The organism is Azoarcus olearius (assembly GCF_001682385.1).
Lineage (GTDB): Bacteria > Pseudomonadota > Gammaproteobacteria > Burkholderiales > Rhodocyclaceae > Azoarcus > Azoarcus olearius.
Map to the genome: position 1 here is coordinate 4,194,583 of NZ_CP016210.1, position 25,549 is coordinate 4,220,131.

Below are 25,549 nucleotides of genomic sequence, written 5' to 3' on the forward strand. Positions count from 1 at the left end.
TGTTGGCTGCCCAGTATAGGCGGTGGGCCGGCAGCCTGTCCGCCGCTCAGCCCAGGGTCATCAGCGCCGCATTGCCGCCCGCCGCCGCGGTGTTGATGCTTACGACGCGCTCGGCCACCAGCCGGTGCAACGGGTAGCGGCCCGCGCCGTCCGCCCGCAACACCGCCACCAGCGGCCCGGGCCGCTCGGCCAGCCGGCGCCGCAACAGCCACTCGGCCTCGGTGTCGCCATCGAACAGCGCCACTGCGAAAACCGGGTCGGGGCCGTGGCCGCGCACGCCCAGCCAGCCGCCGAGTGCGCTCGGCAACTCCGCCGCCACCCGGTAGGCCGCGGCGCCGGCCTCGAACAAGGCGCTGTTGCCGGTGGCGAGCGCGGCGGCCAGCTGGGCGAGCAGCGCCGGCGCGCAATCCGCCACGCACAGCACCACGCCGCGCCCGACGAAGCGCAGCGTGTTCGCTTCGCCGGTCGGCCCCGGCAGCGCGCAGTGGCAGCCCGCGAGGCTGCGGGCACCGTCCTCGGCACAGCGGGCGGCGAGCGCGCTGTCGCCGCGCTGGCGCGCCCAGGCCGCCAGCACGCCGAGCGCCGCAGCGGGTTCGGCCGGGGCCACCAGACCGAGCGCCGCCGGGTCGAGCTGGGCAGTGCCCAGCAGCCGGTGCAGGTAGAGCGGCCCGCCTGCCTTCGGCCCGGTCCCGGACAGGCCTTCGCCGCCGAAAGGCTGCACCCCCACCACCGCGCCGACCATGTTGCGATTGACGTAGAGATTGCCCACCCGCAAGCCGGCCACCACGCGCTCCACGGTCTCGTCGATGCGGCTGTGCAGGCCGCCGGTCAGCCCGTAGCCGGTGGCATTGATCGACGCGATCAGGCGGTCGAGGCCCTCGGCATCGAAGCGCAGCACGTGCAGGATGGGGCCGAACACCTCGCGCCCGACGTCGCCGATGCCGTCGATCTCGATCAGCGTCGGCGCGACGAAGCTGCCGTTGTCGCAGGCCGGGGGCAGCGGCACGCGGAACACGCCGCGGCCCGCCGCCTGCATGCGCGCGACATGCGCCTCGAGCGCGTCGCGCGCCGCGTTGTCGATCACCGGGCCGATATCGGTCGCCAGCGCGGCCGGGTCGCCGATGCGCAGTTCGCTCATCGCATCCTTCAGCATCGTCAGCAGCGGTTCGGCGATGTCGCGCTGCACGCACAGCACCCGCAACGCCGAGCAGCGCTGGCCGGCGCTGTCGAAAGCCGACACCAGCACGTCCTGCACCACCTGCTCCAGCAGCGCGGAAGAATCCACGATCATCGCGTTCTGCCCGCCGGTTTCCGCGATCAGGCAGGGCTCGGGCCCGGCGCCGCGCTCGGCCAGCCAGCGCGCCAGACCGCGTGCTACGTCGGTGGAGCCGGTGAACAGCACGCCGCCGATCCGCGGGTCGCGCGCCAGCGTCTGGCCCACGCTGCCGCCGCGCCCTGGCAGCAGTTGCAGGGCGGCACGCGGAATACCGGCCGCATGCATCAGTTCCACCGCCAGCGCCGCGGTCAGCGGCGTGGCCAGCGCCGGTTTGGCCAGCACGCAGCGCCCGGCGGCAAGGGCGGCGCTGAGCTGGCCGACGAAGATCGCGAGCGGAAAATTCCACGGGCTGATGCAGACCAGCGGCGCCGCCTGCGTGGGCGCCGGCAGCGTCACCACCTGTTGCGCGTAGTAGCGGCAGAAATCGACCGCCTCGCGCACCTCCGCCACCGCGTTGCCCCAGGTCTTGCCGGCTTCGCGCACCAGCACGCTGACCAGCGCGGCCTGCTGCGCTTCGAAGCGGTCGGCGGCGGCGCGCAGCGCGTCGGCCCGTGCTGCGGGCGGCACCGCGGCCCAGCCTGCCGCGGCGGCGGTAGCCGCGGCGAGTGCCGCTTCCACCTCGTCGGGCAGCGCCTCCACCACGCTGCCGACGATGTCGGCGTGGTCCGCCGGGTTGCACACCGGCCGGGCGCGCTGGCGCGCGGCGGCCTCGTCCAACTCGCCGCTGCCGAGCAGCGGTTGCGCCTGCCGCGGCTCGCCGGCACGCGCCACGAGTGCCTCTTCCAGCGCCGCCAGCACGGCGTCGCTGGCGAGATCCAGCCCGGCCGAGTTGCGCCGCTCGGGGCCGTAAAGCCCGGCCGGCAAGGGGATCGCGGGATGCGGCGTCACGTCACCGGCGAGCACCGCCTGCAGCGGGTCGGCCGCCAGCGCGGCGACCGGCACGCTGTCGTCGACGATGCGATTGACGAAGGAGCTGTTGGCGCCGTTCTCCAGCAGGCGGCGCACCAGGTAGGGCAGCAGCGTGCGGTGGCTGCCCACCGGCGCGTAGATGCGGCACGGCACCCCCAGCCGCGCGCCGCCCACCACGCTGTCGTACAGACTTTCGCCCATGCCGTGCAGGCACTGGAATTCATACGCGGGCAGCGTGCCCCCGGCACCGACGCACTGCGCCATCTCGTGCACCTCGGCGACGGTGCGCGCATTGTGGGTGGCGAACTGCGGATAGACCGCGCCGGCCTCGGCGAGCAGGCGCGCCGCGCACACAAGGTAGGCAAGGTCGGTGTGGGCCTTGCGGGTGTAGACCGGGTAGCCGGCCTGGCCCTCGACCTGGGCGCGCTTGATCTCGCTGTCCCAGTAGGCGCCCTTGACCAGCCGGATCATCAGGCGGCGGCCGCTGCGGTGGGCGAGGTCTACCAGATAGTCGATCACGAAGGGCGCGCGCTTCTGGTAGGCCTGCACGACGAAGCCGAGGCCGTCCCAGCCCGCCAGCAGCGGATCGGCGACCAGAGCCTCGAACAGGTCGAGCGAGAGTTCGAGGCGGTCGGCCTCCTCGGCGTCGATGTTGACGCCGATGTCGTAGCCGCGCGCGAGCCGCATCAGCGCGGCGAGCCGCGGCAGCAGTTCGGCGCGCACGCGGCTGCGCTGCGCGCGGCAGTAACGCGGATGCAGCGCCGACAGCTTGATCGAGATGCCGGGGCCGGCGCGCGGCCCGTGCCCCGCGGCGGCGGCGCCGATAGCGTGGATGGCCTCCTCGTAGGCGCGGGTGTAGCGCTCGGCGTCGGCCGCGGTCAGCGCCGCCTCGCCCAGCATGTCGAAGGAATGGCTGTAGCCGCGCGACTCGCTGTCGCGGCTGCGGCGCAGCGCCGCGCCGATGGTTTCACCAAGCACGAACTGCTGGCCCAGCAGGCGCATCGCGAAATCGACCCCGCGCCGCACCACCGGCTCGCCGCCGCGCGCCAGCAGCCGCGACAGCGCGCTGCCGAGCGCGCGTTCGCTGCGGGTGGCGACCAGCCGCCCGCTGATCAGCAGGCCCCAGGTCGCGGCATTGACGAACAGGGATTCGCTGTGGCCGAGGTGGGTGCGCCAGTCGCCCTGGCCGATCTTGTCGCGGATCAGGCGGTCCGCGGTGGCGTGATCGGGAATGCGCAGCAGCGCCTCCGCGAGACACATCAGCGCCACCCCCTCCTGGGTGGAGAGCGAGAACTCGTGCATCAGCTGGTCGACGCCGCCGGCCCCGCGGCGGCGGCGGCGCACGTCGACGACCAGCGCCGCCGCGCGCGCCTCCACCACCGCGTCGTCCAGCCCCAGCCGGGCGCGCCGCTGCTGCAGTTCGGCAACCAGGGCGTGCACGCAGTCCGCCTCGTCACGCCGCGTCGCCGCGGTGATCGCTGCGCGCAGCGCGCCAGGCGCTTCCGGAACATCCGCGTCAAACCTCATACCCGCCCTCCCCGCGCGCCGCACCCGGCATGCAATCGGTCTTTTCAAGCATAGACCGGCGCAGGGCGCGCGGCAGCGCGTGGCGGCTGGGGAAAACCCGCAGCGGGAGCCTGGCGAAGGGAGGAGAAAAGCGCGCGGACGAGGCGCTACGCGGCGCCCGCCGACAGCCCGCCGGCTGCCGGTACGCGGCTCAGTCGACGACCTCGACCGTGGTGCCGGAAGGCAGTTGCAGGCGGGCCCGCAGCTCGCGCGTGACCTGGATGCGGCCGTCGGCGGCGACACGCAGCGCGTGCTCGATGCCGAAGCGGCGGGTCTGCTCGCGCCAGCCGTCGCCGGCGATGTAGGCGGGCTTGCTGGCCGCGTCGGACAGCGTGCCGGCGGCGGTGCGGGGGGTGATCAGCACCGTCAGCGAGCGGGTGCCGTGCGCGGGCTGGCCGGTGCGCGGGTCGAGCAGGTGGGCGTAGCGTTCGCCGTCGAGTTCGAAATAGCGCTGGTAGTCGCCGGAGGTGCCGATCGCCTCGCCGTCGTACAGCGGCAGGGTGGCGAGCGGGCCCGCCTCGCGCGGGTTCTGGATGCCGACGCGCCAGGGCTGGTCGCCCTTCCTGCCGAGCGCCATGACGTTGCCGCCGATGTTGATCAGCGCGTTGGCAACGCCGCGCTGGTGCAGGATGGCCGCGGCGCGGTCGAGCGCGTAGCCCTTCGCATAGCCGCCGAGATCCAGTTGCACCGCCGGGTTGCGGCTGCTGACGCGGTTGCCGTCGAGGACGAGGTCGGCCATGCGCGGGGCGGCCGCGAGCAGCGCCGCCACCTGCGCGGGGTCGGGCCGGCGCGGCACGAAGGTGTCGGTGTGAAAGCCCCACAGCTCGATCAGGCGCCCGAGCGCGGGATCGAACAGATCGTCGCCGAGCGCGGCCAGGCGCTGGGCATCGGCCAGCATCGCCGCGAGTTCGTCGGACACCGTGGCCGTTTCGCCGCGCGCGAGCGCCGCGTTCAGCGTGGTCAGCTCGGACGGCTCCCAGGCGTGGTAGGCGCGATGCAGGCGGTCGAACTCGCGCAGCACGTCGGCCATCGCGGCCTCGGCCTGGCCCGCGTCGGTGCCGTACACCGCGACATCCACGCGGGTGCCGAACACATAGGATTCCTGATGGAAGACCTGCGCGCGCGAACAGGCCGCGAGCACCAGCGCGGCGCAGGCGAGCAGCAGCGCACGCGCCCACCCGCCTGACAGAGCCGGACTCACTCGGCGCACGCCGCCTCGAGGCGATCGACCACCAGTGCGGCGACGTCGAAGCCGCTCTGGGTGGCGATCTCGACCATGCAGGTCGGGCTGGTGACGTTGATCTCGGTGAGATGGCCGCCGATCACGTCGAGGCCGACGATCAGGAGGCCGCGCGCCCACAGGATGGGCGCGAGGTACTCGGCGATCTCGCGTTCGCGCGCGGTGATCGGCATCGCCACGCCGCGGCCGCCGGCGGCAAGGTTGCCGCGCGTCTCGCCCGCCTTGGGAATGCGTGCGAGCGCATAGGGCACGACCTCGCCGCCCACGATCAGCACGCGCTTGTCGCCGTGCACGATGGCCGGCAGGTAGCGCTGCGCCATGATGGTGCGCGCGCCTTCGTGGGTCAGCGTCTCGACGATGACGTTGCGGTTGGGATCGGAGGCAGTGACGCGGAAGATCTGGCTGCCGCCCATGCCGTCGAGCGGCTTCAGGATGACGTCGCCGAGTTCGTCGATGAAGGCGTGGATTTCCGCCGGATCGCGCGCCACCAGCGTGGTGGCGGTGAACTGCGGGAATTCGGTGATTGCGATCTTTTCGGAATGGTCGCGGATCGCGCGCGGGTCGTTGAACACGCGCACCCCGGCCTGCACCGCGCGTTCCAGCAGCCAGGTGGCGGTGACGTACTCGAAGTCGAAGGGCGGGTCCTGGCGCATCACCACCGCGTCGAACGCGGACAGCGGCAGGCTCTGCGCCTCGCCCGCCTCGTGCCACGGGTGGTCGCCCGGCAGCAGCGTGAGCGGCACGCTGCGCGCGAACACCGCGCCGTCGCGCCACGCCAGCGCCTCGCGCTGCAGTGCCCACACCTGGTGGCCGCGGGCCGCGGCGGCACGCATCATCGCGATGCTGGAATCCTTGTAGGCCTTGAGCGCGTCGAGCGGATCGACGATGAAGGCAAGCTTGAGCGACTGGGTCATGGCGGCTCCGGCTCAGACCGCGAGCGCGTCGGCGGCGGGCTCGGTCTCCTCGATTTCGACCGAGGCGGCGAGCAGTGCGAGGCGGGCAACCACGCCATAGGCGTAGAAACGGTTGGGCGGCGCATCCGGCCCCTGCGCGGAATCCGGCAGCGTGCAGCAGGTTTCGAACGCCAGCGGCTTGAACAGCATGCCCGGCGCGTTGAGGTTCTCGTCGCGGCCGCGCTCGGTGTGGACGCGGTAGAAACCGCCCACGACGTAGTGGTCCATCATGTAGACCACCGGCTCGGCGACCGCGCCATCCACGGTTTCGAAGGTGTGCACGCCTTCCTGGATGATGACCTCGTGCACCTCCAGGCCTTCCTTCACCACCGCCATCTTGTTGCGCTGGCGGCGGTTGAGGCCGACCACCTCGGAGGCGTCCTTCACCGTCATCACGCCCATGCCATAGGTGCCGGCGTCGGCCTTGACCACCACGAAGGGCTCGTCGGCGATGCCGTATTCCTTGTACTTGGCGCGGATGCGGGTGAGCAGCGTATCGACCTGGTGGGCGAGGCATTCCTCGCCGGTGCGTTCCTGGAAGTTGATCTGGCCGCAGACGCCGAATTCCGGGTTGATGTGCCAGGGGTCGATGCCGATGGTGGCGGCAAACTCGCGTGCGACGCGGTCGTAGGCCTCGGCGTGGCGCGACTTGCGGCGGAAATGCCAGCCCGCGTGCAGCGGCGGGATCACCCACTGCTCGTCCAGCCCCTGCAGGGCCGCCGGCACGCCGCCGGAAAGGTCGTTGTTGAGCAGCACCGCGCAGGGGTCGAAGCCCTCCAGCCCCAGCCGCCCGCCTTCGCGGCGCAGCGGCTCCAGCGTCAGGCGGGCGCCGTTGTCCAGCTCCAGCACGGTGGGCGCGGTGACATCGGGCAGCAGGCTGCCGATGCGCACGTCCAGCCCGGTGAGCCGCAGGATGCTGACCAGCTTGGCGACGTTCTGCAGGTAGAACTGGTTGCGGGTGTGGTTCTCGGGCACCAGCAGCAGCTTGCTGGCGTCGGGGCAGATGCGCTCGATCGCCGCCTGGGCGGCCTGCACGCACAGCGGCATGAAGGCGTCGTTGAGGTTGTTGAAGCCGCCGGGGAACAGGTTGAGATCGACCGGCGCCAGCTTGAAGCCCGAATTGCGCAGGTCGGTCGAGCCGTAGAACGGCGGCAGGTGGTCCTGCCACTGGATGCGGAACCACTTCTCGATCTCGCTGGCGCGGTCGAGGAACTGCTTTTCCAGCTCCAGCAGCGGGCCGGTCAGCGCGGTGGTGAGGTGAGGAACCATGGAAGCGTGTCTCGCAGGAAACCCGGTTGGGGAGCCGCCCGAACTAGCCGCGGCAGGAAATGGTTTGCGGCGAATGTTACACCAAAGGCCGCGGGGGTCCGGACGGGGCCCCGGGCGCGCTCAGTCCGGCAGGAAGCGCGCGAACGCGGCCGGCAGCGGCGCCTGTTCCAGGCTGCGCTGGGTGAACAGGAAACGGCCGTCGCAGACGAAGCCGAGGTCGGCCCAATCCACCGCGTTGAGCGCATCGCGGAAGGCCTGCAGGTCGACATCGTCGCGGCGCGGAAAGACCGCCAGCACCGAGCCGTCGTAGTCCCGGCAGTCGTGCATGAAGAAGGGCCGGGGCGCACGCGTCTTGCCATTGACGTAGACCCGCGGCCGCGCGCTGCGGTGATGCACGCGCCCCCAGTGCCACCAGTTGGATTCGTCGAACCGCGCGACCTTGCGCCCGAGCAGGCGCGTCTTGTGCGCCAGCAGCGCGGGCGGCGGCGGGTCGCCCGGCTCCACCCACAGCATGCGGCGGGTGGCGCCGCTGCGCACCGTGGCCGAGCAGACGAACTCGCGCCCGCCCTGCGCCGGCTCGGCGTAGAGCGGGTCGGCGCCCGACACCGCGCCTACCTTCACGTAGGCCACGTCGGCCAGCCGCAGCGGATAGTCGCCACGCGCAAACATCAGGTGGCCGCCGCATTCGAGCAGGTGGCGCGGCTGCCAGCGCGGCTCGGCAAGCGCCAGCGCGGCGTCCTCGCCGCTGCGGATTTCGGCATAGCGCAGGCTGCGCTCGCGGCGGCCGAGTTCGAAGCGCCAGATCAGGCAGTTGGGCAGCGCGTCGTCGAACACGCGGGCGTCGCCCAGCTCGATCGCGTCGGTGATCGAGCCCGCTTCGTACAGCAGCCGGTTGAGCTTCACCGCCGAGGTCGCCTTCAGGAAGTCGCGCGGGGTGATGAAGATCAGCTCGCCACCGGGGGCGAGGTGGCGCACGCACTTCTCGATGAAGAACAGGTACAGGTTGGAGCGCCCGTCCAGGCATTGCGCGCCCGGCCCGAGCAGGCGCCGGGTGGCGGCGGGAATGTCCTGGAAGCGGACATAGGGCGGGTTGCCGATGATGGTGTCGAAACGCTCGTGCGCCGGATAGGCGAAGAAATCGAGGTTGAGCGCGCCCGGCGGGCAGTGTTCGCGGTCGAGTTCGATGCCCACCGCACCCGGCAGATGGCGCAGGAAGGCACCGTCCCCGCAGGAAGGCTCCAGCACGCGCCCGGCGTTGCGCCGCAGCGCGAGCATCGCCGCCACCGCGGCCGGCGGTGTGAACACCTGGCCGAGCGAGGCGACGTCGCGCAGGCCGAGCGGGAGCTGGGCGGAGGCGGGTTCAAGCAGGAAGGACATCGGAAACGGACCGCGGCGTAAGGCAAGGGCGCATTCTCGTGAGGGTGCCTGCCGGGGTCAAGGCAAGGGCGCACGGCCCCTCGCCCGCATTCTGTCTCTATGCGCGCATGAATATTTGAAAAGCATCGTGAAACATGACCGCGCTATAATCATGGGCTTCCGTCAGCCCACCAGCCTACCCCTGGAGAACACCGTGCCCATCACTTGGACGAGCGACCTCGACACCGGGATCGCCGTGATCGACCAGCAGCACATGCGCATCGTCGACTACATCAACCAGATGGAACACGCGCAACAGAAGCAGGACCGCGGCCTGGTCGGCCGCGTGCTGGACGAGCTGGTCGATTACACCCTGTCGCATTTCGCCTTCGAGGAAAGCCTGCAGGAAGAAGCCGGCTACCCCTACCTGAAGCCGCACCGCAAGGTGCACGAACTCTTCGTGCGCCGGGTCAACGAATACCGCGAGCGTTTTTCCAGGGGCGAGGAGATCGCCGAGGAAATCCACACGCTGCTCAGCGCCTGGCTGATCAACCACATCAAGCGCGACGACGCCGACTACGTGGGCGCGGTGCGGCCGCGCATGGTTGCGCTGGTCAGCGACCAGCGCAAGGAAGGCTGGCTGGCACGCTCGCTGGGCCGCTTCTTCCGCTGAACAGGCGGGCGCCGGCCGTGTGCGATGTACGACAAACGGCCGACGCGGACTTCACCCGAGGCGGGCGAAGAAGCGCCCGAGCAGCGACGAGCTGCGCTTTTCGGTGCGGAATTGCGCCGCGTAGCGCTTGTCCTCGACGAGGATGTGGTTGACCAGCCAGTCGCGCAGGAAATGGATCAGTTCCAGGCTCACCTGCCGCCCGCTGCGGGCCGCCGCCTTTTCGTCGCTGATCTGCTTGACGAACTTGCGGTGGTAGGCGATGTGGCCGTCGAAGTCGGGATACGCAATCGAGCGCATGAAGGTCTCTTCCTCGGTGAAGTGCAGTACCGTGTAGCGCTCCAGGTCTTCGAGGATGCGGCCCAGCTCCTGACCTTCGGCGTTGCGCAGGATCGCCGCCCACAGCCGGTTCATGATGTCGAACAGCATTTTGTGCTGGTCGTCGATTTCGTCCAGGCCCAGGGCGTAGTTGTCCTGCCAGGTCACCAGGGTCGTGTTTTTCTGCATGTCGGATAGCCTCGCGTCCTGCCGGTTCGAGGGCGCCGGCGGGCGCCGCGACCGGGTTTGAATGTGCAATCGCGGGGTCGGCAGGGGAGGTCCGGCCCCAGCCCGGCGTAGCAAGTTCAATGCCGCTTGCGTCGGACCATGCCAGCGGCCTGCCGACCATCGACGCCGGCGCCTACGTTGGGCATACTCGCATGTCGTCTCAGCCGGCGCATTTCGCGCCATCAGCCAGGAAACCCGCATGAACAAGCCGCTTACCTTCGGCGCGCTGGTCGCCGCCGTCGCGCTCGCCTATCCCGCCACCGCCTGGTATCTGGGCGGACGCATCGAAAGCGCCCACGCCGAGCAGTACGCCCAGCTCGCCGCCACGCCCTACCTGCGCGTGGCCGAACGCAACTACGAGCGCGGCATCTTCAGCGCCACCGAAACCGTCACCTTCGAGATCGGCGCCCCGCTGCAGGCCGATGCCGACGAACCGCAACAGCCGCTGCGCTTCACGGTGCGCACCGACATCAAGCACGGCCCGCTGCCCGGCTTCACCACGGTCGCCGCCGGCGTGGCCGACAGCCAGCTGGTGCTCGACGAATCGACCCGCCAGGAAATCGCCAAGGTGCTCGGCGACAAGCCGCCGGTCACGCTGCACAACGTCTACAACTTCAACGGCAGCGGCCGCTCCACGCTGAGCAGCCCGGCCTTCGCCACCACCGTACCCAATGCGGAAACCGGCGAAACGGCCCGCCTCGCGTGGGATGGCCTGGAGCTGGTCGTGGACTTCGCCGCCGGCATGAAGCACTACACGATGCGCGGCGGCGCACCCAAGCTCGAGGTGGAGGACGCCGACGTGCACCTGGTGCTGAGCGGCCTCACGCTCGAAGGCGACCAGCAGCGCCTGTTCGACGATGACACCCTGCTCTACACCGGCACGCAGAAGTTCGCGGTCGCCGAGCTGCGCGTCACCCCGGGCAAGAACCCGTCCGACCCCAAGCCGGTGGTGCTGGCGCAGCGCATCACCTACGACATCGACGCGCCGGCCAACGGCGACTTCATCGACATCGCCGCGCGCATCGGCGCCGAAGTGATCAAGGTCGGCGAGCAGGACTACGGCCCGGCCCACTACGACCTCTCGCTCAAGCACCTGCACGCGCGCACGCTTTCCAAGCTCTACAAGGAAATGATGAAGGTCTATGGCGATCCGACGCTGGCCGCTGCCGCCGGCGGCAACCCCACCGCTGCGTTCGCCACACTGAGCACGCCCGCGCTGGAGCTGCTGTCGCACGCGCCGGAAATCAGTCTCGACCGCATCAGCTTCAGCAGCCCGCACGGCGAAGCGCGCGTCGCGGCGCGGATCAAGCTGGCCGGCATCCAGCCCGAGGAGTTCTCCAACGTGATGGCGCTGATCGGCAAGATCGACGCGTCCGGCGAGGCCGTGGTGCCGGTCGCGCTGCTGCTGCAGTGGCAGGACACGCCGAGCGAAGCCGAACGCTTCAACCGCCAGCTCGCCGCCGTCGCCGCGCAGGGCTACGTCAGCCAGGAAGGCGGGCTGCTGAAGTCCTCGGTCGCGTTCCGCCAGGGCCAGCTCAGCGTCAACGGCAAGCCGTTCAACCCGATGGCGATGGGCGCGCTCGGCGGCATGGACCATGACGACGAGGCCATGCTCGAGGAACTCGAGGCGGACGAAGAGTAAACCGCCGTACGAGGGCGCGGCGGGCCGCCCTGCAATAATCGCCCGCCATCTTCTACACTCAGACGAGACCCGGCGCCTTCCGCGGCCCCCGCGGACCGGCCGGCCAGCGGAGCCCGCGCCGATGTCCGTCACCCCTCAGCCCAGTGCCACCCGGAGCGCGGCCACCCCGCCGCGCTGCGCGCTGGTCCTCAGCGGCCACATCATGGACGCGCCGGAACGGACCACGCCGCGCTTTCCCGCCGAGCATGAAGCCGCGGTGCGCGCCCGCATCGCCGCCGCGCTGGACACGCTGGAGGCCGGCCCGGCCGACGTGGCCTACACCCAGGGTGCCGCCGGCGCCGACCTGATGCTGGCCGAAGCCGCGCTCGAGCGCGGTGTGCGGCTCCAGCTGCGCTTGCCCTTTCCCCCGCACGAATTCGTCCGCCGCTCCATCCTGCCCGCCACCCACGGCGTGCAGTGGCGCGCGCGTTTTGCCGCCGTGCTCGCCCGGCTGGATCAGGCACCGCAGGTGCTGGCGCCCGCGCCGGAGGATGCCGCGACCGGCCCCTTCGAGCGCTGCAACCGCTGGCTGCTCGACAGCGCGGCGGCGAGCGGGGCGCGCCGGCTGGTGCTGCTGTGCGTGTGGAACGGCGAGGCCGGGGACGGCGGCGGCGGAACCGCCGACATGGTGGCAGCCGTTCGCGAGCGCGCAGGCGAAGTCATCGTGATCCCGCCCTGAGCGCGATCCGGATCGATAAGGCCCGCGCAACGGGCCACGTGGAGGCAGACATGAACCCCAAGCTGACCGAACGCATCCGGCGCCCCGGTCCGAAGAAGATCCTCGCCTGCGACGGCGGCGGCATCCTCGGTCTGGTCAGCGTCGAAATCCTCACCCGCCTCGAAACCGACCTGCGCCGCGAACTGGACCAGCCCGAGCTGGTGCTGGGCGACTGGTTCGACTTCACCTGCGGCACCAGCACCGGCGCGATCATCGCCGCGTGCATTGCCGCCGGCATGAGCATGGCGCGCATCGGCCGCTTCTACACCGAGAGCGGCGGCCAGATGTTCGACCGCGCCGCGCTGTTCAAGCGTCTGCGCTACAGCTATGACGACGAACCGCTGGCGGCGAAGCTGCGCAGCGAGTTTGACGCCGCGCTCGGGCACCAGCCGAGCACGGCGGAACCCCATGCGACGCTCGGCTCGCCGGCGCTGCGCACGCTGCTGATGATGGTGATGCGCAACCACAGCACCGATTCGCCCTGGCCGGTGTGCAACAACCCGGACGCGCGCTACAACGACAGCGGGCGCCGCGACTGCAATCTGCGCCTGCCGCTATGGCAGCTGGTGCGCGCGAGCACCGCGGCGCCCACCTTCTTCCCGCCGGAGGTCGTGAGCTTTGCCGAGGGCACGCCGCAGGCCTACCGCTTCGTGTTCGTCGACGGCGGCGTCACCACCTACAACAACCCTGCCTTCCTCGCCTTCCAGATGGCCACCGCGCGGCCCTACGCGATCAACTGGCCGACCGGCACCGGGCAGCTGCTTGTCGTCTCGGTGGGCACCGGCACCGCGCCCCGCCTGCGCCCCGATCTGCAGGCCGACGACCTGTGGCTGCTCGATCACGCCAAGAACATTCCGGGCGCGCTGATGAATGCCGCCTCGGCCGGCTGGGACATGGCCTGCCGGATGCTGGGCGAATGCCGCCATGGCGGCCTCCTCGACCGCGAGATCGGCACCATGGTGTCGGCGCCCGGCGAGCCGCCGAACTGGAGCGGGCCCAAGCTCTTCAGCTACGTGCGCTACGACCCGGACGTGAGCCGCGCCGGCCTGGACGCGCTTGGCCTGAGCGATGTCGCCGAGGCCGACGTGCAGCGGCTGGACGCGATCGACCGCCTGCCGGCGATCCAGCGTCTGGGCCGCCGCTACGCCGAAGCCAATGTGCGGCTGGCGCACCTGCACGGCTTCGTCTGAGGGGGCGGCGCGCATGGCGAAGGGCACCTGCTTCGTGATCCAGGGATTCGGCAAGAAGACCGACTACACGGACGGCCGCATCCTCGACCTCGACGCGTCCTACGAGATCATCCGCGAGGCGGTGGTCGGAGCCGGGCTGGAGTGCATCCGCGCCGACGAGATCGTGCACAGCGGCACCATCGACAAGCCGATGTACGAAATGCTGCTCGACGCCGACCTGGTCATCGCCGATCTCTCCACCTACAACGTCAACGCCGCGTTCGAACTCGGCGTGCGCTACGGCCTGCGCCCGCGCGCGACGCTGATCGTGGCCGAGGAGCAGTTCCGCAACCCCTTCGACGTCAGCCACATCAGCATCCGGCGCTACCGCCACCTGGGCGAGGAGATCGGCTACAAGGAAGCGCGCCGCTTCCGCACCGAGCTGCAGCAGGCGATCGAGGCGCTGCTCGCGGCCGACAGCACCGACAGCCCGGTCTACACCTTCCTGCCGGGGCTGCACCCACCGCGGCGGCCAGGCCTGTGGCTGGACGGCGCGGTGGTCCACTACGCCGCCCATCCACCGGCGCTCGATGTGGACGCCTTCGGCCCGCCGGACCCCGCCGTCGGCGCTTCGCCAGCCGGTGCGCCTGCGCCGCTGCCCCCACCCGCCGCATCGCCTGCCCCCCCGCCGGCACCGAGCCCGCCCGCCGACAGCGTGGCGACCCCGAGCGCGAAGGAACTGCTCGAAGCCGCACGCGCCTGCATCAACCCGCCCGCGGGCCAGCCGAGCGACTTTGCCGGCGCGCGCGTATTGCTGGAACAGGTGCGCGCGCTGCGCCCCAACGACCCCTTCGTGCTGCAGCAGCTCGCGTTCTCGATCTACAAATCGCGCCTGCCGAGCGCCGAAGCGGCCCTGCAGGACGCGCGCGACGTGCTGCTGCAGCTCGACCCCGCCACCACCAACGACCCCGAAACGCTCGGCCTGTGGGGCGCGATCCACAAGCGGCTATGGGACGCGCACCGCCGCCGCGAAGACCTGGACCGGGCGATCAACGCCTACGAACGCGGCTTCCACCTGCGCCAGGACGGCTACAACGGCATCAACCTCGCTTACCTGCTCGACCTGCGTGCGCGCGAAGCCCTGCGCTACGGCGACCGCCCCGACGAGGCGGTGGCCGACAGCGTGCAGGCGCGCCGGATGCGGCAGGAAGTGCTGCGCATCACCGAGGCGGCCGACGCGGTAAGTCTGACCGACGCCCAGCGCCAGCGCGGCGACGGCGATCTCGCGTCGCGCTACTGGCGCCTGGCGATCCGCTGGGAAGCGGCGCTCGGCCTCGGCGACGCAGCCACCGCCGCGCGCCTGGATGCCGAAGCGCGCGCCCTCGCGGTACCGCAGTGGATGCAGGCGACGCGGCTGGAGCAGGGCGACGCGCTGTGCCGGCTGCAGGCGGAAGTCGCCGCCGCGCGCGCCGCCCGCTGAACGCCGCAGCTAGAGCTGGCGGATCTGCCGCGCGGTGAATTGCGGGTCGTCGATGCGGTAGGCGAGCTTGATCGCCTCCCACGCCTCCTCCGCGGTTTCCACGTACTGGAACAGCTCGACATCGCCCGGGCTGATCAGGCCATCCTCGATCAGCACGTTGAAGTCGATCAGCCGCTCCCAGAACGCACGCCCGAACAGGATGATCGGCCGGCGCCGGATCTTGCGCGTCTGCGTCAGCGTCAGCGCCTCGAACAGCTCGTCCAGCGTGCCGAAGCCGCCCGGAAAGCTCACCAGCGCCACCGCCCGCATCAGGAAGTGCATCTTGCGGATCGCGAAGTAGTGGAACTGAAAGCAGAGTTCCGGCGTGATGTAGGGATTGGGCGCTTCCTCGAAGGGCAGGTAGATGTTCATCCCCATGCTGCGCCCGCCCGCTTCAAAGGCGCCGCGGTTGCCCGCTTCCATGATGCCGGGGCCGCCGCCGGTGGAGATGATCACCGGCTCGCCCAGCGCGTCGGACTCGCGCGTCACCAGCTCGCCGAAGCGGCGCGCCTCCTCGTAGTAATGCGACATGCGCAGCATCTGCGTGGCGCGCGCCAGCAGGCCCTCGTCCCCGCTCGCCTGCGCCTCGGCCATCATCTGCTCGGCCACCTCGCGCGACTTGAAGCGCGCGCTGCCGAACACGACGATGGTGGAGGCCACGCCCTGGTCCTGCTGGATCAACTCGGGCTTCATCAACTCCAGCTGCAGCCGCACCGGACGCAGCTCGTCGCGCAGCAGGAACTCGTTGTCGGTAAAGGCCATGCGGAATGCGCTGCCGGGGCCGTCGTAGGGCGTGGCCGGCTTGGGTGCCACCGCTTCCTCATGGGCAGAAGGGAAATTGCGGACCTTGAGCTTGTTGGTATCCATCGTCTCGCTCGCTCTCTGTGATTGAAGTGTGTCCCGAGCTGAAAAAAATGCGCCCGGGCTTTCGCTCTGCAAGGGTGATGCCCAGGCCCCGCGATCACGTGAGCTTGGACAGCGGCGCCCGCCCGGCGCTGCATCGGCAGCCGCCAAAAGCACGGCCGCCGTGAAGCAACGCACGCCCTCCTGCCCCGACCCGCGACCATCCTGACCAGGACCGGCGCACGCCCCCATCCTACCCGCTCGACATTGCAGCGCACCACCCGCGCCCATGCAGCCTGCCGCAAAGCGGCGCGGCGCCCCATCGCGGTGCGCACGGCAGGCCCGCAACCCGGCTACGGCGGCCTTGGGCGTGGCACGGATCTCGCTCGCCTCAATCGTGCAAGGTGGGTTCCACGACGGCAAGCTGTGGCGTGGAACGCGGGTTCGCAGCGGCCTCTCGAGGAGTTCGTCATGGCATCGCACATCATGCTCACCTCCCACAACCGCGGCCGAAGCGGGCGTGCGCCGGCGGTGGAATGGGGCGCCACCAGCGCCCGCGCCCGCGGGCCGCTGATCGCCAGCCTCGGCGAACCCGGGCTGCGCAACGTCATCGGCACGCATGCGGGGGCGTACTCGGTATACCGCGCGCTGGCGGTAGCTTCCGGCCAGCTCCAGCGCGACCACCGCCCCGATCTCACCGACACCGCCCCGGCGGTCGCGATCGGCCCCCACCCGCAGTGGAGCGATCCGGGCGCAATCGTCTCGCTCGACCCCTGGGGCCACCGCGTCGCGGAGGAGTTCGCCCACCTGATCGCCGCCGGCATGGATATCCGGCCGACGATCGCGGTGACCACCGCCCACATCAACATGCCCGAGCTGCAGGCGGCAATCGCGGCCGGGCGGCTGCGCGCCGACGGCACGGTGCTGGCCGCCAATGGCGACGTGCGCGTGACCAAGGCGGCGATCGACCCCGTGTGGTACCTGCCCGGCATCGCCGAGCGCTTCGGCATCCGCGAGACCGCGCTGCGCCGCGCGCTCTTCGAACAGACCGCGGGGATGTTCCCCGAACTGGTCACGCGGCCCGACCTGAAGGTCTTCCTGCCGCCGATCGGCGGCATGACGCTCTACTTCTTCGGCGACGTCGCCAAGCTCGGCCGCCCGGAAACGAAGGTCGCCTGCCGCGTGCATGACGAATGCAACGGCTCCGACGTGTTCGGCTCCGACATCTGCACCTGCCGGCCCTACCTCGCCCACGGCATCGAGGTCTGCGTCGAGATGGCGCAGCAGGGCGGGGTCGGCTTGGTGGTCTATAACCGCAAGGAAGGCCGTGCCCTCGGCGAGGTCACCAAGTTCCTGGTCTACAACGCGCGCAAGCGCCAGCGCGGCGGCGACCGCGCCGAAACCTATTTCGAGCGCACCGAATGCGTCGCCGGCGTGCAGGACATGCGCTTCCAGCAGCTGATGCCCGATGTCTTCCACTGGCTCGGCATCCGCCGCATCGACCGCTGGGCGTCGATGAGCAACATGAAGCACGGCGCGCTCGCCGCGGCGGGCATCGAAGTGGTGGAACGGGTGGCGATTCCGGATGCGCTGATTCCACCCGACGCCCGCGTCGAGATGGACGCCAAGGTCGCCGCCGGCTATTTCAGCGTCGAGGCACCGCCAGCCGAAGCCGAACTCGCGCTCGCCAAGGGCCGCGGGCTGCACGAATGAACCGACGGCCGCGCCGCCCGGCACGCCCGCATTGACGGAGGCCCGCCCATGAGCTTCATCGACGCCATCGCCGCGGCCACCGCCGCCACCTCGATCAGCCGCGCCGGCTGGCATACCCCGGTGGCGGACGACCACCCGGCCGCGGCGCTGCTGTGCGCCGAAGCGGTGCGCAGCCGCTGCGCCGCGGTCATGCGCCATGTCGAGGCGGGCAACTCGGCACTATTTACCTGGCAGCCGCAGCATCTTCCCGCCACCGCCGCCTACGTCGCCGACACCATCCGCCACGACTACCCGGATCTGGCCGTGCCCTACCACAGCCGCTGGCGCCACTTCGAGGCCGGCGGCGTGGACCGCTGGGCGGCGCTCGCCGCGCGCGCCGGGCTGGACGACACCCCGCTGGAGCGCGCGCGCGTCGCGTTCGACCTGGTCATCCCCAGCGTGCTGCTCGACGCTGGGGCCGGCACTGCGTGGCGCTACCGCGACGGCGCCAACGGCCTGAGCCTGGGGCGCTCCGAAGGGCTGGGAGTGGCGAGCTTCGCGCTGTTTGCCGGCGGCGGCTTCTCGGCCGACCCCACGCGCCCGCTGCGCAGCGATGCCGCGGCGCTGGCGCGGCTGGCGCCCGCCCGGCTGGCAGAAGCCTTTCAGGCGAGCGCGGCCAATCCGCTGGTGGGGCTGGAGGGCCGCGCCGCGCTACTGCGCCGGCTGGGCGAGGTGATGGAGGCCACGCCGGCCGTGTTCGGCCGCCCGGCGCGGCTCGGCCATCTGGTCGATTACCTCGCCGCGCGCGCCGCCGGACGGCCGCTGGATGCGGGCGAAGTGCTGGCGGTGCTGCTGCGCGCACTCGGCCCGGTGTGGCCCGGCCGCACGGTGATGGACGGCGTGCCGCTGGGCGACTGCTGGCCGCACCCGGCACTGCCCGGCGACGGCCTCGTGCCCTTCCACAAGCTTACCCAATGGCTCACCTATTCGCTGCTGGAACCGTTGCAGCAGGCGGGTTTCACGATCAGCGGCGTGGACCGCCTGAGCGGCCTGCCGGAGTACCGCAACGGCGGCCTGCTGCTCGATTTCGGCGTGATCGCGCCGCGCGATCCGGCGCTGCTGGCAGAACCCCTCACCGTCGATGCGCCGGCGATCATCGAATGGCGCGCGCTGACGGTGATCGGCCTGGATCGCCTGGCCGACGCGGTACGTGCCGAGCTGGGCCTGTCGGCCGCCGCGTTTCCGCTGCCCTGCGTGCTGCAGGGCGGCACCTGGTCGGCCGGCCGCCGCATCGCCGCCGACCGCCGGCCCGGCGGCGCGCCGCCGCTGGCCATCCTCAGCGATGGAACCGTGTTCTGACCCCCGGGAGACCTGCCATGCACCCTGCCCTGCGCGTGATCGACCACCCGCTGCTGCAGCACAAGCTCTCTGTGGCACGCAGCGCCGACACCACCACCGACAACTTCCGCCGCCTGGTGCGCGAGATCGCGGCGATGCTGGCCTACGAGGTCACCCGCGACCTGCCCACCGAACGGGTCAGCGTCACCACGCCGATCGCGGAATGCAAGGCGCCGATGATTGCCGGCAAGAAGCTCTGCCTGGTGTCCATCCTGCGCGCCGGCAACGGCATGCTGGACGGCATGATCGAGCTGCTGCCGGGCGCGCGCGTCGGCCACATCGGCCTTTACCGCGACCCGCACACGCTGCAGCCGGTGGAGTACTACTTCAAGCTGCCGGAGGACATCGAGGAGCGCGAGGTGATCGTCGTCGACCCGATGCTCGCCACCGGCAATTCCGCCACCGCGGCGCTGTCGCGGCTGAAGGAGGAAGGCGTCGCCAGCCTGCGCCTGGTGTGCCTGCTGGCGGCGCCGGAAGGGCTGGCGGCGCTCGCCGCCCACCATCCCGACGTGCCGGTGACGGTGGCGGCGGTCGACAGCCACCTGGACGAGCACGGCTACATCGTGCCCGGCCTCGGCGATGCCGGCGACCGCCTGTTCGGTACCCGTTGAGCCGCGCTCAGGCGCCCGGCCGGGCCCAGAAGCGCAGCGGCGCCGCCGCGGCCAGGAAGGCGCTGGGCGGCGAGCCGGTGTCCAGCGCAACGAAGCCGCCGTCCAGCTGGGCGGGCAGCCCGGCCTTGTCGAACAGCTTGCGCGCCGCCGACACGTAGGCGACGAACTTGTAGTGCGCATAGGCATCGGCGACGAAATCGCGCGCCTGCGGCTTGTCGGCCAGCGCGGCGACGCCTTCGGCCGAGGGCAGCACCGCCACCGCATCGAACAGCACCGAGGGGGCGCCGTCGAGCTGGTGGTGGGCCGGCAGCAGGCGGCCGTCGTCCGCGGTGACGCCGCCGACGCGCGGCGCCACCACCTCGACCATGCCGCCGGCGTCCTCCACCGCGCTGCGCAACGCGGCCACCAGGGCCGCATCGCAACCGTCGGTGACCAGCACGCCGAGCTTGCGCCCGGCGAACGACTGCGGACCGTTCTGCAGGATGCTGAGCGCCGGCGAAGGCGGCAGGTCGGTGCGCGGCGGGCGCGCCGGCGTCGCGGCCTGCGGCATCTGGGTGAGGCCGATGCCGTCCGCGACCTTGCCGGCGAGCGCGGCGTCGATGTTGAGCAGGTGCGACACCATGCGTTCGCGGATCACCGGCGTTTCGACCTTGCTCAGCTCGAAGACCAGCGCGTCGGCGAGATGGCGCTGCTCCACTTCGGTCTGGCTGATGTAGAACTGGCGCGCCTGGCTGTAGTGGTCGGCGAAGGTATCGGAACGGATGCGCAGCTTGGGGCCGGCGATGTCGGTGCGGGCGCTCTTGAAGCCGATGTCCGGCGCCTCGCGCGGCCCGCCCTCGGCCCCGCCCCAGGAATTCGGCTCGTAGTTGGCCCGGCCCTTGGGATTGAAGAAGGCCATGTGGCCGTCCTGCTGGAAGTGGTGGAAGGGGCACTTGGGCGCGTTGATCGGCAGATGGGTGAAGTTGGGCCCGCCGAGCCGCTTCAGCTGGGTGTCGAGGTAGGAGAAGTTGCGCCCCTGCAGCAGCGGGTCTTCGCTGAAGTCGATGCCGGGCACGATGTTCTGGGTGCAGAACGCCACCTGTTCGGTTTCCGCGAAGAAGTTGTCCACCATGCGGTCCAGCACCAGCCGCCCCACCTTGCGCACCGGCAGGACTTCCTCGGGGATGATCTTGGTGGGGTCGAGCAGGTCGAAGTCGAAGCTGTTGGCGAAGTCCTCGTCGAACACCTGCAGGCCCAGCTCCCATTCCGGAAAGTTGCCGCTCTGCACCGCGTTCCACAGGTCGCGGCGGTGAAAGTCGGGATCGGCGCCGTTGATCTTCACCGCCTCGTTCCACACCACCGACTGCAGACCGAGCTTGGGCTTCCAGTGGAACTTGACGAAGCGCCAGCCGCCCTCGGCATCGACCAGGCGGAAGGTATGCACCCCGAAGCCCTCCATGAAGCGGAAGGAGCGCGGGATGGTGCGGTCGGACATGATCCACATCACCATGTGCATGGATTCCGGCGTCAGCGAGATGAAGTCCCAGAAGTTGTCGTGCGCGGAAGCCGCCTGCGGAAAGTCGCGGTCCGGCTCCTGCTTGACCGCATGGACCACGTCGGGAAACTTGATCGCATCCTGGATGAAGAACACCGGGATGTTGTTGCCGACGATGTCCCAGTTGCCTTCGCGGGTGTAGAGCTTCACCGCGAAGCCGCGCACGTCGCGCACCATGTCGGCGGAGCCCTTGTTGCCGGCGACGGTGGAAAAGCGCACGAAGGCGGGCGTCTTTTCCCCGGCGCGCTGGAAGAGATCCGCGCGGGTGAGGTCGGAAAGCGACTCGTAGGTTTCGAAATAGCCGTGCGCGCCATAGCCGCGCGCATGGACCACGCGCTCGGGGATGCGCTCGTGGTCGAAGTGGAAAAGTTTCTCGCGGAAGTGAAAATCTTCCAGCAGCGTCGGCCCGCGCGCACCGGCCTTCAGCGAGTTCTGGTCGTCGGCCACCGGCACCCCTTGCTGGGTGGTCAGCACCGGCACCTCGCCGCCCGCCACCTGGTGCGTCTCGCCTCCCGGGCCACGGCCCACTTCTTCGTCGTGCAGCCGCGCACGGCCCTGTGCTTCTTCATCGTTCCCGGGTTTGCCCATCTCCGTCTCCTGTCGTCCGGTGGCCACCGCGCCCTGGCGCGCGCCTCGCAAAGCGGCGCTCCTGCAACCGGTGTTCCTGTCGCACAGCGGTTTGCGCGCCGCCGCGCGGCGGGTTAAAAACCCCCAGGCGCTGCACATCCTGTCCGGAGTTCCCATGCTCGATCTCGTGCTACGCAACTGCACCCTGTCCGACGGCCGCCAAGGTCTCGACATCGGCATCGCCGGTGGCCGCATCGTCGCCGTCGAGCCGGCCCTCTCCGCCAATGCGGCCCAGACCCTGGACGCCGCAGGCCAGCTCGTCAGCCCGCCCTTCGTCGACGCCCACTTCCACATGGACGCCACCCTGTCCTACGGCCTGCCGCGGGTGAATGCCTCCGGCACCCTGCTCGAAGGCATCGCGCTGTGGGGCGAACTCAAGCCCCAGCTCACGCAGGAGGCGCTGGTGGAGCGCGCGCTCGCCTACTGCGACTGGGCGGTGGCCAAGGGCCTGCTGGCGATCCGCAGCCATGTCGACGTGTGCGATCCGCGGCTGTTGGCGGTGGAGGCGCTGCTGCACGTGAAGGAGACGGTGAAGCCCTGGCTGGACCTGCAGCTGGTCGCCTTCCCGCAGGACGGCGTGCTGCGCAGCCCCGGCGCGCTTGCCAACCTGGAGCGCGCGCTGGAGATGGGCGTGGAGGTGGTCGGCGGCATCCCGCACTTCGAGCGCACCATGGCCGACGGCGCCGAATCGGTGCGCATCCTGTGCGAACTCGCCGCCCGCCGCGGGCTGCGGGTGGACATGCACTGCGACGAATCCGACGACCCGCACTCGCGCCACATCGAGACGCTGGCCTTTCACGCCCAGCGCCTGGGGCTGCAGGGCCGCGTCACCGGCTCGCACCTCACCTCCATGCACTCGATGGACAACTACTACGTCTCCAAGCTGCTGCCGCTGATGGCGGAAGCCGGCGTCGCCGCCGTCGCCAACCCGCTGATCAACATCACGCTGCAGGGCCGCCACGACAGCTACCCCAAGCGCCGCGGCATGACGCGGGTGCCCGAACTGCTCGCCGCCGGCATTCCGGTCGCGTTCGGTCACGACTGCGTGATGGACCCCTGGTACAGCCTGGGCAGCGGCGACATGCTGGAAGTGGCGCACATGGGCCTGCATGTGGCGCAGATGACCGGACAGGCGGCGATGCACGCCTGCTTCCGCGCCGTCACCGAAACCCCTGCAGCCATCCTCGGCCTGGAAGGCTACGGCCTGACGCCGGGCTGCCGCGCCGACCTGGTACTGCTGCAGGCGCGCGACCCGATCGAGGCGATCCGGCTGCGCGCCACCCGCCTGGCGGTGGTGCGCGGCGGGCGCGTCGTCGCACGCACGCCGGCGGCGGTGGCCACGCTGGACCTGCCCGGGCGGCCGTCGACGACCACTTGGCAGCTGCCGCCACGCAGCGATTGAGCGGGCGGAAACCCCGGCGCCGCCAGTTTGATTGCCGGCTCGGCAGGCGGGCGCCGGGTTTGCTGCGCTTCCGTCAGCGCCGCGTTGTCCGCAGCGGGCGCGGTGCTGGACTAACCTGAACCGGGGACAGGGCGCGCGCCCGACTCCGACCTTCATCGCACAGGGAGAAACGCATGAGCCTCATCTCGTTCATCAAGGAAGCCGGTGAAAAGCTCTTCGGGACCGGCGAAGCCAAGGCGCAGGACGCCAGCCCGGCGGACGGCGACAAGGTCGCCGCGGCCAATACCAAGGCCGCCGACGCGATCAAGCACTACATCTCGACGCTGCAACTGGCGCCGCCCGATCTGACGGTGAGCTTCGACGGCGCCTCCGGCACCGTCACCGTGGCCGGCACCGCGCCCGACCAGGCCAGCCGAGAGCGCATCGTGCTGGCGGCCGGCAACGTGCAGGGGGTGAACCAGGTGGACGACAAGCTCACCGTCAGCCAGAGCGAGCCGGCGGCCACCTTCTACACCGTGGCACGCGGCGACACGCTGTCGGCGATCTCCAAGAAGCACTACGGCGATGCCAACAAGTACCAGAAGATCTTCGAGGCCAACCGGCCGATGCTCTCCCATCCGGACAAGATCTACCCGGGCCAGGTGTTGCGCATCCCGCCCGCGGCCTGACGGCGCGGCGCCGCGATTCCCCTGCGCATATGCGGCGGGAATCGCGGCTTGTAGGCCGCGGTTGCGGGCGCTAACCTTGACCCCCTTCCCGACCCCATCCCGACCCCACCCCGACCCGCCATGGCCCGCATCAAGATCGAGCTGCCCGACCACTTCGCCTTTTCCACCGCGCTGCCGATCTACCTCAGTCAGATCAACTATGGCGGCCACCTCGACAACGCGCTGCTGCTCACGCTGGTCAGCGAGGCGCGGTCGCGCTACTTCCAGTCGCTCGGCTACACCGAGCTGGATGTCGAAGGGCTGGGCATCGTGCTCGCCGACGCCGCCGTGCAGTACCGCTCGGAAGCCTTCCATGGCGAAACCATGGTGGTCGACATGGCCGCGGAGGATTTCAACCGCTACGGCTGCGACCTGATCTGGCGCATGTGCGACCAGGCCAGTGGCCGCGAGGTGGCGCGCGGCAAGAGCGGCATCGTGTTCTTCGACTACGGCAAGCGCGCGATCGCCGAGGTGCCGGCGGCCTTTCGCGCCCGCTTCAGCTAAGCGGGCGCGCGGCGGCCGCGCCGCCGTACAATGCCGCCCCCTCCCGCATTGCCCGACAGGATGACCTTTCCATGGCCGATCACCCGAGCCCGACCGCCGCGCGTGTCAGCGTCATCGGCGGCGGCCCCGCCGGCCTGATCGCCGCCGAGGTGCTGGCCGCCGCCGGCGCCGAGGTCACCGTCCATGAGGCCATGCCCTCGGTCGGGCGCAAGTTCCTGCTCGCCGGCCGCGGCGGACTCAACCTCACCCATTCCGAGCCAACCGAGGCCTTTCTCGGCCGTTACGGCCAGCGCCGCGACACGCTCGCGCCGCTGCTCGCCGAGTTTGGCGCCGACGCGCTGCGGGCATGGGCCGATGCGCTCGGCGCGCAGACCTTCGTCGGCAGCTCCGGCCGCGTCTTTCCGGCCGAGATGAAGGCGGCGCCGCTGCTGCGCGCGTGGCTGGCGCGGCTGCGCGCGGCCGGCGTGCGCTTCGCGGTGCGCGAGCGCTGGCTGGGCTGGGCGGAAGACGGCGCGCTGCGCTTTCGCAACCCCGAAGGCGAACACCGTGTGAAGGCCGACGCGGTGGTGCTGGCGCTGGGCGGCGGCAGCTGGGCGAAGTTCGGCGCCGACGGCGCCTGGGTCGGCCTGCTGCGCGACGCGGGCGTCGCCGTGGCCGAGCTGCGCCCCGCCAACTGCGGCTTCGAGGTCGGCGCCCGCGGCGCCGAGGGCCAAGGCTGGAGCCCGCATTTCCGCGAACGTTATGCCGGCGAACCGCTGAAAGCGGTGCACCTGGCCTTCACCGCGGCCGACGGCAGCCGCCACGAGCGCGCGGGCGAATTCGTCATCAGCGCCGAGGGGGTCGAAGGCAGCCTGATCTACGCGCTGTCCGCTCCGCTGCGCGACACCATCGCCGCGCGCGGCGAGGCCACAGTCCATCTCGATCTCGCCCCCGGCCGCAGCCTGGAGCGGCTGCGCACCGAACTCGCGCGGCCGCGCGGCCACCGCTCGATGGCGAGCCATCTGCAGGGCCAGGCGGGAATCAAGGGGTTGAAGGCGGGGCTGCTGCGCGAGCTGGCGACGGCGGAGGACTTCGCCGATCCGGCGCGGCTCGCCGCGGCGATCAAGGCGCTGCCGCTGCGCCTGGTGGCGACGCGGCCGCTGGACGAGGCGATCAGCGTCGCCGGCGGGGTGGAATTCGGCGCGCTCAACGACGGCCTGATGCTGAAATCACACCCCGGCGTGTTCTGCGCCGGGGAAATGCTGGACTGGGAGGCGCCGACCGGCGGCTACCTGCTCACCGCCTGCTTCGCCACCGGCTACCGCGCCGGCCACGCCGCGGCAGCCTGGCTGGCGGACCGTCGCCCCCCCGCCTGAATCC

20 protein-coding genes are annotated in these 25,549 nt (G+C 70.9%); 12 read left to right on the forward strand and 8 right to left on the reverse strand.

What is annotated here, in order from left to right; genetic code table 11:
- Positions 1–46: 46 nt before the first annotated feature.
- The 5 genes from putA to dqs_RS19230 form a co-directional block, all read right to left on the reverse strand.
- Complete coding sequence (gene putA / locus dqs_RS19210) at positions 47–3,712, reverse strand: bifunctional proline dehydrogenase/L-glutamate gamma-semialdehyde dehydrogenase PutA (protein ID WP_065341451.1); 3,666 nt, start codon at positions 3,710–3,712, stop codon at positions 47–49.
- 190 nt (positions 3,713–3,902) lie between these two features.
- Entirely contained in the window at positions 3,903–4,952 is a 1,050-nt protein-coding gene (locus dqs_RS19215) for an FAD:protein FMN transferase (protein WP_179948000.1), read from the reverse strand.
- Positions 4,949–5,905, reverse strand: a complete 957-nt coding sequence (gene gshB, locus dqs_RS19220) for a glutathione synthase (RefSeq protein WP_065341452.1) — start codon at positions 5,903–5,905, stop codon at positions 4,949–4,951. The genes dqs_RS19215 and gshB overlap by 4 nt, the downstream gene beginning before the upstream one ends.
- 12 nt (positions 5,906–5,917) lie before the next feature.
- The gene (gene gshA / locus dqs_RS19225; RefSeq protein ID WP_011767478.1) at positions 5,918–7,213 is read right to left on the reverse strand and encodes a glutamate--cysteine ligase; all 1,296 of its coding nucleotides are present in this window, start codon (positions 7,211–7,213) and stop codon (positions 5,918–5,920) included.
- Between the two features lie 120 nt (positions 7,214–7,333).
- Positions 7,334–8,590 (reverse strand): Eco57I restriction-modification methylase domain-containing protein, encoded by a 1,257-nt coding sequence (locus tag dqs_RS19230; protein WP_065341453.1) that lies wholly within the window; start codon positions 8,588–8,590, stop codon positions 7,334–7,336.
- A gap of 193 nt (positions 8,591–8,783) precedes the next feature.
- Here dqs_RS19230 and dqs_RS19235 point away from each other — a divergent pair, with 193 nt between their 5' ends.
- Entirely contained in the window at positions 8,784–9,242 is a 459-nt protein-coding gene (locus dqs_RS19235) for a bacteriohemerythrin (RefSeq protein ID WP_041642885.1), read from the forward strand.
- 51 nt (positions 9,243–9,293) lie between these two features.
- Here the strand turns inward: dqs_RS19235 and dqs_RS19240 are convergent, their stop codons facing one another.
- Positions 9,294–9,746 (reverse strand): bacteriohemerythrin, encoded by a 453-nt coding sequence (locus dqs_RS19240; protein WP_011767481.1) that lies wholly within the window; start codon positions 9,744–9,746, stop codon positions 9,294–9,296.
- Positions 9,747–9,984: 238 nt separating this feature from the next.
- Between dqs_RS19240 and dqs_RS19245 the strand changes: the two genes are divergently transcribed.
- From dqs_RS19245 to dqs_RS19260, 4 genes are all read left to right on the forward strand, one after another.
- Positions 9,985–11,427 carry a YdgA family protein gene (locus dqs_RS19245; protein ID WP_065341454.1) on the forward strand — a complete coding sequence of 481 codons (1,443 nt, stop codon included), beginning with the start codon at positions 9,985–9,987 and terminating at the stop codon, positions 11,425–11,427.
- Positions 11,428–11,548: 121 nt separating this feature from the next.
- Positions 11,549–12,145 (forward strand): hypothetical protein, encoded by a 597-nt coding sequence (locus dqs_RS19250; protein ID WP_011767483.1) that lies wholly within the window; start codon positions 11,549–11,551, stop codon positions 12,143–12,145.
- A gap of 50 nt (positions 12,146–12,195) precedes the next feature.
- Positions 12,196–13,374: a patatin-like phospholipase family protein gene (locus tag dqs_RS19255; RefSeq protein WP_011767484.1), complete on the forward strand. Its 1,179-nt coding sequence runs from the start codon at positions 12,196–12,198 to the stop codon at positions 13,372–13,374.
- 13 nt (positions 13,375–13,387) lie between these two features.
- Positions 13,388–14,833 carry a TRAFs-binding domain-containing protein gene (locus tag dqs_RS19260; RefSeq protein ID WP_065341455.1) on the forward strand — a complete coding sequence of 482 codons (1,446 nt, stop codon included), beginning with the start codon at positions 13,388–13,390 and terminating at the stop codon, positions 14,831–14,833.
- A 9-nt stretch (positions 14,834–14,842) separates the two neighbouring features.
- Here the strand turns inward: dqs_RS19260 and dqs_RS19265 are convergent, their stop codons facing one another.
- Positions 14,843–15,739 carry an LOG family protein gene (locus dqs_RS19265; RefSeq protein ID WP_011767486.1) on the reverse strand — a complete coding sequence of 299 codons (897 nt, stop codon included), beginning with the start codon at positions 15,737–15,739 and terminating at the stop codon, positions 14,843–14,845.
- A 447-nt stretch (positions 15,740–16,186) separates the two neighbouring features.
- On the opposite strand from dqs_RS19265, the gene dqs_RS19270 reads away from it, so the two are divergent.
- From dqs_RS19270 to upp, 3 genes are read left to right on the forward strand one after another with little or no spacing between them, the layout of a single operon-like run.
- Positions 16,187–17,428, forward strand: coding sequence for a GTP cyclohydrolase II (locus dqs_RS19270; RefSeq protein ID WP_011767487.1), 1,242 nt, complete (start codon positions 16,187–16,189; stop codon positions 17,426–17,428).
- Between the two features lie 48 nt (positions 17,429–17,476).
- Positions 17,477–18,766 carry a URC4/urg3 family protein gene (locus tag dqs_RS19275; protein ID WP_065341456.1) on the forward strand — a complete coding sequence of 430 codons (1,290 nt, stop codon included), beginning with the start codon at positions 17,477–17,479 and terminating at the stop codon, positions 18,764–18,766.
- A 17-nt stretch (positions 18,767–18,783) separates the two neighbouring features.
- Entirely contained in the window at positions 18,784–19,416 is a 633-nt protein-coding gene (gene upp, locus dqs_RS19280; protein ID WP_065341457.1) for a uracil phosphoribosyltransferase, read from the forward strand.
- Positions 19,417–19,423: 7 nt separating this feature from the next.
- Here the strand turns inward: upp and katE are convergent, their stop codons facing one another.
- Positions 19,424–21,538, reverse strand: a complete 2,115-nt coding sequence (gene katE, locus dqs_RS19285) for a catalase (RefSeq protein ID WP_065341458.1) — start codon at positions 21,536–21,538, stop codon at positions 19,424–19,426.
- Positions 21,539–21,692: 154 nt separating this feature from the next.
- Between katE and dqs_RS19290 the strand changes: the two genes are divergently transcribed.
- The 4 genes from dqs_RS19290 to dqs_RS19305 all read left to right on the forward strand — a co-directional run bounded on the left by dqs_RS19290 (position 21,693) and on the right by dqs_RS19305 (position 25,545).
- Positions 21,693–22,979, forward strand: a complete 1,287-nt coding sequence (locus dqs_RS19290) for an amidohydrolase family protein (RefSeq protein ID WP_065341459.1) — start codon at positions 21,693–21,695, stop codon at positions 22,977–22,979.
- Between the two features lie 173 nt (positions 22,980–23,152).
- Positions 23,153–23,647 (forward strand): peptidoglycan-binding protein LysM, encoded by a 495-nt coding sequence (gene lysM, locus dqs_RS19295; protein WP_011767492.1) that lies wholly within the window; start codon positions 23,153–23,155, stop codon positions 23,645–23,647.
- A gap of 120 nt (positions 23,648–23,767) precedes the next feature.
- Entirely contained in the window at positions 23,768–24,190 is a 423-nt protein-coding gene (locus tag dqs_RS19300) for an acyl-CoA thioesterase (protein ID WP_011767493.1), read from the forward strand.
- Between the two features lie 71 nt (positions 24,191–24,261).
- Positions 24,262–25,545, forward strand: coding sequence for a TIGR03862 family flavoprotein (locus tag dqs_RS19305; RefSeq protein WP_065341460.1), 1,284 nt, complete (start codon positions 24,262–24,264; stop codon positions 25,543–25,545).
- Positions 25,546–25,549 lie beyond the last annotated feature (4 nt).